This is a genomic window from Streptomyces chiangmaiensis, assembly GCF_036281785.1.
Classification (GTDB): Bacteria; Actinomycetota; Actinomycetes; order Streptomycetales; family Streptomycetaceae; genus Streptomyces; species Streptomyces chiangmaiensis.
Genome location: NZ_JAYWVC010000012.1, coordinates 79,409 through 87,807 on the forward strand (window position 1 = coordinate 79,409; position 8,399 = coordinate 87,807).

9 protein-coding genes and 1 pseudogene are annotated in these 8,399 nt (G+C 68.8%); 5 read left to right on the forward strand and 5 right to left on the reverse strand.

Translation table 11 applies throughout. The features are described 5' to 3' along the window. Nucleotides 1-55: 55 nt before the first annotated feature. From VXC91_RS06415 to VXC91_RS06430, 4 genes are read left to right on the forward strand one after another with little or no spacing between them, the layout of a single operon-like run. Nucleotides 56-1,171 carry a zinc-dependent alcohol dehydrogenase gene (locus tag VXC91_RS06415; RefSeq protein ID WP_329505774.1) on the forward strand — a complete coding sequence of 372 codons (1,116 nt, stop codon included), beginning with the start codon at nt 56-58 and terminating at the stop codon, nt 1,169-1,171. Next, nucleotides 1,168-1,863 (forward strand): 4-carboxy-4-hydroxy-2-oxoadipate aldolase/oxaloacetate decarboxylase, encoded by a 696-nt coding sequence (locus VXC91_RS06420; RefSeq protein ID WP_329505776.1) that lies wholly within the window; start codon nt 1,168-1,170, stop codon nt 1,861-1,863. The genes VXC91_RS06415 and VXC91_RS06420 overlap by 4 nt, the downstream gene beginning before the upstream one ends. Continuing rightward, the gene (locus tag VXC91_RS06425; protein ID WP_329505777.1) at nt 1,853-2,875 is read left to right on the forward strand and encodes an amidohydrolase family protein; all 1,023 of its coding nucleotides are present in this window, start codon (nt 1,853-1,855) and stop codon (nt 2,873-2,875) included. The genes VXC91_RS06420 and VXC91_RS06425 overlap by 11 nt, the downstream gene beginning before the upstream one ends. A 10-nt stretch (nt 2,876-2,885) precedes the next feature. After that, a complete protein-coding gene (locus VXC91_RS06430; protein ID WP_329505778.1) occupies nt 2,886-3,878 on the forward strand; it encodes a substrate-binding domain-containing protein in 993 nt (330 codons plus the stop codon). Nucleotides 3,879-3,966: 88 nt separating this feature from the next. Here VXC91_RS06430 and VXC91_RS06435 read toward each other — a convergent pair whose 3' ends face one another. Then, complete coding sequence (locus VXC91_RS06435) at nt 3,967-5,235, reverse strand: NAD(P)/FAD-dependent oxidoreductase (protein ID WP_329505779.1); 1,269 nt, start codon at nt 5,233-5,235, stop codon at nt 3,967-3,969. A 135-nt stretch (nt 5,236-5,370) separates the two neighbouring features. Continuing rightward, nucleotides 5,371-5,844: an SDR family NAD(P)-dependent oxidoreductase gene (locus tag VXC91_RS06440; RefSeq protein WP_329505784.1), complete on the reverse strand. Its 474-nt coding sequence runs from the start codon at nt 5,842-5,844 to the stop codon at nt 5,371-5,373. A gap of 259 nt (nt 5,845-6,103) precedes the next feature. Between VXC91_RS06440 and VXC91_RS06445 the strand changes: the two genes are divergently transcribed. Next, entirely contained in the window at nt 6,104-6,466 is a 363-nt protein-coding gene (locus VXC91_RS06445; protein ID WP_329505780.1) for a DUF488 domain-containing protein, read from the forward strand. Nucleotides 6,467-6,767: 301 nt separating this feature from the next. On the opposite strand, the pseudogene VXC91_RS06450 reads toward VXC91_RS06445, so the two are convergent. The 3 genes and pseudogenes from VXC91_RS06450 to VXC91_RS06460 form a co-directional block, all read right to left on the reverse strand. Continuing rightward, a pseudogene (locus VXC91_RS06450) lies at nt 6,768-7,013 on the reverse strand (M55 family metallopeptidase); the annotation flags it as partial. 112 nt (nt 7,014-7,125) lie between these two features. Further along, complete coding sequence (locus tag VXC91_RS06455; RefSeq protein WP_329505781.1) at nt 7,126-7,674, reverse strand: GNAT family N-acetyltransferase; 549 nt, start codon at nt 7,672-7,674, stop codon at nt 7,126-7,128. Between the two features lie 327 nt (nt 7,675-8,001). After that, nucleotides 8,002-8,382 (reverse strand): SRPBCC family protein, encoded by a 381-nt coding sequence (locus VXC91_RS06460; protein ID WP_329505785.1) that lies wholly within the window; start codon nt 8,380-8,382, stop codon nt 8,002-8,004. Nucleotides 8,383-8,399: the final 17 nt, after the last annotated feature.

The window sequence follows — 8,399 nt, forward strand, 5'->3', positions numbered from 1 at the left end:
AAGTCCATAGACTGTCATCCTGGCGGGACATCCCCGAACGTGAGGAGACGACGTCATGGCGGAACAGGTGCTGGCGGCGGTCAGAACGGCGTCCGGCCGGACCGAACTGCAGGAGTTCCCGATGCCGGACATACCCGATGACGGAGCCCTGCTGAAGGTCGAAGTGGCCGGCATCTGCGGCACCGACGTGAAGATGTACGCAAAGCCGCCGTTCACCGACCCCGTGATCATGGGGCACGAGAACGTCGGCGTCATCGCGAAGGCCGGCCGCACCTTCGCCGAGCGCAAGGGCCTGGCCGAGGGAGACCGGGTGTTCGTCGAGCACTACGTCGGCTGCTACCGCTGCGAGTGGTGCCATCTGGGCGAGTACCGCCACTGCGAGGCCACCGACTGGCGTACCAACCCCGACGCCCGCCGGTACGGCTACACATCGGCGAACCACCCGTACCACCTGTGGGGCGGCTTCGCCCAGTACCTCTATCTGCCGTGGAACTCGGTCATCCATCGCGTGCCCGACGGAGTGTCGGCCGAACTCGCAGGTCTCGTCACGCCGTTGTCGAACGGCATCCAGTGGGCGCTGGTCACCGCGGGCGTCGGCTACGCCTCCACCGTCCTCATCCAGGGCCCCGGACAGCAGGGCCTGTCCCAGGTCGTCGCCTGCAAGCAGGCCGGCGCCTCCCTCATCATCGTCACCGGCACCACCCGGGACGCGGCGCGCCTGTCCCTCGCACGGGAGCTGGGCGCCGACCACGTCGTCGACGTCGCCCAGGAGGACGCCCTCGCCCGCGTCCTGAACATCACCGGCGGCCGCGGCGTGGACGTCGTCCTGGACTGCACCGCAGGCGCGGGCACCGCACCGGTGCTGCTCGGCATCGACGCGCTCAAGCGACGTGAGGGCAGGATGGTGGTCCAGGGCGAACTGGCCGCGTTCCCCGACTTCCCCCTGAAGAAGCTGACGGAGAAGTCGATCGCCCTCAAGAGCGCTCGCGGCCACAGCTACCGCTCCTGCGAACTCGCCCTGGAACAGCTCGCATCGGGTCGCTTCCCCCTGGAGAAACTGAGTACCCACAGCTTCCCCCTCACCGAGGTCGACCGTGCCATCCGCACGGTCGGCGGCGAGAGCGGCGAGGACGCAGTGCACGTCTCGCTCCTGCCCTGGGCGGCGGTATGAGCATCGTCGTCCGCCATCCGCACCGCGCCGACCGGGCCACAGTCGACGCCTTGGCCGCGTTCGGTGTGGCCACCGTCCACGAGGCCCAGCACCGCACCGGGCTCCTCGACCCCGCGCTGCGTCCCGTGTGGCCGGGCGCGCACATCGCGGGCACCGCCGTGACCGTGAGCGTGCCACCCGGCGACAACTGGATGATCCATGTCGCGGTGGAACAGTGCCGGGACGGCGACATCCTCGTGGTCTCCCCGACCTCGCCCTCCCAAGCCGGCTACTTCGGTGACCTGCTGGCCACCGCGGTCGCCGCGCGAGGCGTGCGCGGAGTGGTCATCGACGCCGGATGCCGCGATGTGGCGGAGCTGCAGCGGATGGGATTCCCCGTCTGGGCGCGGCACATCAGCGCGTTCGGCACGGTCAAGGAGACCCTCGGCGACGTCAACACCCCGATCGTCTGCGCCGGACAGCGCATCGAGCCGGGTGACGCCGTCGTCGCCGACGACGACGGCGTGGTGGTCGTACCGCGGAACGTCGCTCGGGCCGTGCTCGACGGCTGCCGGGCGCGGGAGGAGAAGGAGGCCGCCAGCCGCAAACGTTATGCGAACGGCGAGCTGAGCCTCGACGTCAACGCGATGCGCGAGCGCTTGGCGCACAAGGGCCTGACCTACGTCGACCGGGAGCCCACGGATGATCATTGATGTACACGGCCACTACACCACGGCACCCCGGCCTCACCAGGCGTTCAGGGACGCGCAGTTGGCCCGTCTGGCCGATTCGTCGCTGCCGCCCCCGGAGCCCGCCGTGATCAGCGACGACGCGATCCGCGAGAGCGTCGAGAACAACCAACTGAAACTGTTGCGGGAACGCGGCGGGGACCTGATGCTCTTCTCGCCGAAGGCATCCGGAATGGAACACCACGTCCCGGACGAGGCGACTGCGCGCGTGTGGGCACGCATGAACAACGACCTCGTCCACCGGGCCGTCGAACTGTTTCCGCGAAACTTCGCCGCCGTGTGTCAGCTGCCGCAGACACCAGGTGGCGCCCTCGACGACGCCATCGCCGAACTGCGCCGCTGCGTGGAGGACCTCGGCTTCGTCGGCTGCAACCTCAACCCGGATCCGTCCGGCGGCCACTGGACCTCGCCACCGCTCACCGACGCGTACTGGTACCCCTTGTACGAGGCGATGGTCGAGCTGGACGTCCCCGCGATGATCCACGTCTCGGCGTCCTGCAACCCCAACTTCCATGCCCTGGGCGCCCATTACCTCAACGCCGACACCTCGGCGTTCATGCAGTTCGTCGAGGGTGACCTGTTCGCCCGCTTCCCCGCGCTGCGGTTCGTGATCCCGCACGGCGGCGGTGCCGTGCCCTACCACTGGGGGCGCTACCGAGGCCTGGCCGTGCGCCTGGGCCGGCCGGACCCCGCCGACCACCTGATGGGCAACGTCTTCTTCGACACCTGTGTCTACCACCAGCCCGGCATCGACCTGCTGCACCGGGTGATCGGGGCCGACAACATCCTGTTCGCCTCGGAGATGCTGGGCGCCGTGCGCGGCGCGGACCCCGAGACCGGCATCGCCTGGGACGACACCAAGAGCTACGTCGACCGGGCGGGGCTCAGCGACGAGCAGCGACACAAGGTCTACGAGGCCAACGCACGGCGCGTCTACCCGCGTCTGGACGCACGCCTCATCGCGGAAGGCAGGTGACGACCACCTCATGTCCCGACTGCACCTCACCTTCGCCTGCGGCGACTACGACCGCACGCGCGCCCTGGAGGAGGGCACCGTCCGTCCCGACGGCATTGATCTGACGTATCTGCGGCTGCCTGTCGAGGAGACCTTCTTCCGCATGATGCGGCACCAGGAGTTCGAGGTGGCGGAGTTGTCGCTGTCCTCGTACGTCCTGTCGTTGCGTGCCGCTCCGGCCCCGTTCGTGGCGCTGCCCGTGTACACCTCGCGGATGTTCCGCCACGGCTCGCTCTACTGCCACACCGATGCGGGCATCTCGGCCCCCGAGGACCTGAGGGGCAAACGCATCGGCACACCGGAGTACCAGTTGACCGCCTGTGTGTGGATGCGGGGGATCCTGTCCGACCGGTATGGGGTGCCTTTCGACTCGGTGAGTTATCTGACCGGCGGGCAGGAGACGCCCGGCCGCATCGAGAAGGCGGGTGTGGAACTGCCGGACTCGCTGCGGATCAGCCGCATTCCCGAGGACAGGACACTTGCCGAGATGCTCGCCGAGGGCGAGATCGACGCCCTGTGCACGCCACGGGTCCCGAGCCCGTTCGTCGCCGGGGACCCGCGCGTACGCCGCGTGTTCCCGGACGTCGTCGCGGCCGAGAAGGACTACTACGCGGACACGGGCATCTTCCCGATCATGCATGTGGTGGTGATCAGGCGGGATGTCTACGACCGTCACCCCTGGGTCGCGCAGTCGCTCTACAAGGCCCTGCTGGCTGCCAAGGAGGCGGCGTACCGGAACCTGTACGACACCTCGGCCCTCCGCTTCATGCTGCCTTGGCTCACTCCCCAACTGGAGGACGCCCGGGCTTTGTTGGGCAATGACTATTGGTCCTACGGCCTGGAGAACAACCGCGGGACGCTGACGACGTTCCTGCGCTACCACCACGAGCAGGGGCTCTCCGAGCGGTTGTGGCGCCCGGAGGAGCTGTTCGCCCCCGAGTCGCTCGAGTCCGCGGTCGTCTGACGGCCGTCGTTCGAGCAGAAGAGGCGTGAGGCATGCAGCCGCACGCCTCTTCGCATGGCCTCTCCCCAGGACGGCGGGGACGCGATGCTCAGGAGGAGGGCACCACGGCCCGGTGGGTGGTCAGCAGTGACTTCAGGGGCGTGCCGTGGTCACCGGCGACGCTCGCCGGAACGGTCGCGCCATGGGTGAGGGCCTTGCGGACCGCCATGTAATCGGCAGGGCTGTTCACGGCGTCGATCGCCAGGAGTTCGTCCTGCCGGTAGTACAGGACGGAGAACCGTTCGCTGTCCGGCTCGCCCCGCACCACGTGCTGGTCGTAGCCGCCGGACAAGCCGGCGATCTGCAGTTTGAGGTCGCCCTGGTACGACCAGAACCAGGGCACCGATCTGTCCGGTGCCGGTGTGCCGAGCAGCGATGCGGCCGCGACCGTGGCCTGGGCGACGGCGTTCTGCACGGACTCCAGCCGCACCCGGCCGAGGCCCGTCATGGGGTGCGGCTGCACGGTGCAGTCCCCGGCGGCGACGACGTGGGGATCGCTGGTGCGCGCCCTGCCGTCGACGACGATGCCGCGGTCGCACTCCAGCCCGAGACGTTCGGCGAGTTCGGTGCGCGGGAGCACACCGACGCCGATCAGCACGAGATCGGTCGGCAACTCCGTGCCGTCCGCGAGCCGCACTCCGATGACGCGCCGGCCGTCGCCGTCGAATCCCGCGACCGCCGTGGACAGCAACACCCGTGTGTCGCGCCGGAGATGGGCTCGCCGGTAGAACTCCGAGACGACGGGCGCCACGGCCCGCGAGATCAGCCGATCGGCCGCCTCGACGACGGTGACGTCCTTGCCGAGCCCGCGGGCGACCGCCGCCGCCTCCAGTCCGAGGAAGCCGCCGCCCACGACCACGACCCGGGAGGCAGATGCCAGGCGCAGCCGTAGGTCCGCCGCGTCGTCGCGATCGCGCAGGTAGCGGATTCCGTCGAGGTCGGCTCCGGGTACGGCGAGCTGCCGGGGTCCGGCTCCGACGGTCAGCGCGAGTCGGTCGAAGACGAAGGTGCGTCCGCTCCGGGTCCCCGCCGTTCCGGATCCGGGGCGGCCGGAAGTCGAGAGGGCGACCTCCGTGACACGCTCGCCACGGACGAGGTCGATGCCGGCATCAGCGTAATAGGACGGTGTGCGGAGGGCGAGCGACTCCAGATCCGTCTGTCCGGTCAGGAACTCCTTGGACAGGGGCGGCCGCTGATACGGCGGATGGATCTCCTCACCCACCAGGGTGATCGCCTCGGTGTCCCCCAACTGCCTGAGTGACACGGCAAGTTGGAGTCCGGCCTGGCTGGCGCCGACGATGAGCGTTCCGCCCGTCATTGCGTGGCCCCTCTCGACTCCCATTAATGTCAGACCATTATACCAAGCATGTCGAGGTGACGGGACGCCGCCGGCGAGAGGCCGGTGTCGACCGTTTGCAGCCTGCGACTTCCGAGTCCATATTTGACAGCCTTGTCAAACATGATGATTGCCAAGCGTGGCTGGAGGTTCTCGTGGGGTACTCGAGTTCCGTCGAGGTCGTGGAAGCCAGACGCCGTGCAGTCCGGCGGCGTCCCCCAGGGCAGCCACCTCCTCCCAGGCGGCCCTGTCGGGCAGCATCGGCATGCAGACGGGTTCTCCCTGGTCCAGCCCGCTGAGCGCGGCGCGGACCGGATCGTCCCCGTCGATGAACGACTCGTCAGGGAACATGGACGAGACGGTGCCAGCGGCCTCGAAGAACTCGGTGCGCACGGGGCCGGGCAGCACGACCCGGACACGGATACCACTGTGCGCCACCTCCTGCTGCAAGGCTCGGGAGAAGTGCGGGACGTACGCCTTGGACGCTGCGTAGGCGGCGCCGCCGGGGGGTGCGCGGAAAGCGCCGATCGAGGAAACGTGGACGAGGGATCCGGAGCCGTTCTCGGCGAAGGTGAGACGAGACAGCCATATCGATCGTGGCGGGGATCATTGCCACGTGGTAGTCCGGTACCGGCCGTCCCCTGTCCCCTCTCACCGGCTACATCCATCGCACGGTGGCATTGCGGTGACCAGGACGGGCCCCGCGGGCCCCAAGGAGAAGAGGAGGCGCGCCGAGCGATCAGACGATACAGGCATCAGACGCTCCACCGGCGATGGCAGCGGACTCCGATAAAATGAACACATCCGACAGATGCACGGTGCGGCTCGATGCGATGTGGAGGGCGCCGACATGGCCGAACAGATCACCTATCGGCGGGTCTACGAACAGAGTTCTCGTCGCGACGGCAAGCGGGTTCTCGTCGACCGTATCTGGCCACGGGGCATGCGCAAGGAGGACGCGCATCTGGACGAGTGGCTGCGCGAGGTGGCCCCGTCGAGCGAGCTGCGCCGCTGGTACGGCCACGACCCCAACCGGTTCACCGAGTTCCGCCGACGCTACCTGGCGGAACTGCGCGATGCCGGACACCGCGAGGCGGCCGAGCACCTGCGAGATCTGGCGGCCCACGACAAGCTCACGCTGCTCACCGCTACCAAGGACGTGGACCACAGCCAGGCCGCCGTACTCGCCGAATGGCTTGGCCGGAAGCGGTGACGCGAAACGGTCCGGAGGACTTTCAAGCGGCTGTCGTCGTCGGCGCGTAGCCTTGCCAGGACCCGGCCGATCGCGTTGCGTTCGGCCTCGTCGTAGTGCTCGCCGCGCAGGTTCGGTGATTCACCAGCTCGTCGTAGCGCTCCCGGGTCACACTGCCCATCATCGCGGGCATCCGGACACTCCTGCGCACCCCGGGTGCGGCACCCCGTCCATGCCGTCAACTCGCCTTAGTAGCCCATCACTTCGCACCAGCCGACTGCCCCAGCCCGTCGGAAAGGGCGTGCGGTCCCGGCGCGTGAAGCGGCCCCGTGGCCGTGACACGCGCCGCCGGATGCTGCGACTCGGGCAGGAGGTTGCGCATCGGGCCGTGCGCGTCGTCGACGGTGATGTCGGTGGCACCCGCTGCGACGGCGCCGCGGATGGCGGCGTTGACGTCCTCGGCCATCATCAGCCGTCCACGCCCGTAGTCCCGGCCGCCAGGCTGGACATCGTCGGCATCCACCAGCCCGGTGACGCCATCCATGTCCACGCTGATGTAGATCCGCACTGCGCAGTCTCCTCGAGCTTGATCATTCGAGGAGACGCCCGCCGCTCTTGCTCCGGTTCCCTCACCAGCTCACGATCATCCGGTTTCCGCCTGGACCAGCACGCTCGTCAGCTCAACTGGACGGCGTGACCGAGGACCACACGCCGAACCACTGCTCGGCGCCGTACTCCTCGAACCGCTCCATCTCGGTGAACCCCAGCTTCGCCGCGAGGCGCATCGCGCGGTCGTTGGCGGTCTGGGTGCAGAGCACCACCGGCTCGCCGGGAAGCGCGTCGGCGAACCAGTCGAGTGCCGCTGCGCACGCCTCGGCGGCGTACCCGCGTCCCCATGCCTCCGGCAGGAACAGGTAGCCGAGCTCGGCCTCTCCGGCATTCGGACGGACGTGACCCGGACGCCCTGCGTCGCGCCGGTCGAGCGTGATCATGCCGATCATCATTCCGTCGAGATCGATCACGAAAAGGCCAGGGCGCCGCCCGGGTACCTCAGGCACCGCGCGTTCCAGCTCATCACGCGGTCGAGGGCCACCGAGGTAGGTGCCCACCTTGGGCGAGGCGCACAGCTCGATGAACGCCGCACGGTCCCGGGCCTCGGACTCGCGGAGCACGAGCCGTTCGGTCCTGATCGGGGCAGGTGGCCAGGCGACGGGGCCGAGTTCGGTCATGGCGGGCAACCTATAGCACGCCCGTGAGAGCGATCCGACAGAGCAGGCCTAAGCTCCCGGCCTGCAGCAAAGCGCGGTCCACTGTGTCATGCGAGGCTCAGACGCAGCTTCTGAGCGCCGTAGCGGCGTCACCGGCTTCAGGGTGGTGGCGCACGCCCGCCGCCACAGGGCCGGATCCCCGTCCCGAGCGACAGCTGCGTCGCCCTATCTCATACCAGCCGGCTTGCCGGAGCCTTCGGTCAGGCGCACGTCGCAGCAGAGCAGCACGGCAGGAGAGGCACGACGGCGCCACCGCACAGTCCAGTACCGAGGACCTGACACCGGGCTTCAGCCGAGTGCCTGGTGCAGGGCGTCAAGGCCGTCGCGGTAGATGCCGGTGAAGAGAGCGACGACTTCTTCGCCGGTCGCGCCCTGAGGGACGAAGCGTCCCGACCACTGCACCTCGGCTGTGTCCTCCCGGCCGGTCACCGTATGCACCCGCAGGGTGGCGATGTAGTCGACCACGGGGAACGGTGCCTGCACGACGGCGTAGCTGTAACGGCGTTCGGTCTCGCTGAAGTCCATCAGACGTTCGATGATGACGTCGCCATCAGGGTTCTTGAGTTGCCGGACGCGTCCTCCCTCCAGGGGAGTGCTCTCCGGGATGAAGGGGAGCCAATCCGGCAGCGAACGCGCCGCCCGGGCACCAGGCGGACGCCTGCTGCGCAGCTCGGCGAGCGGTCCGC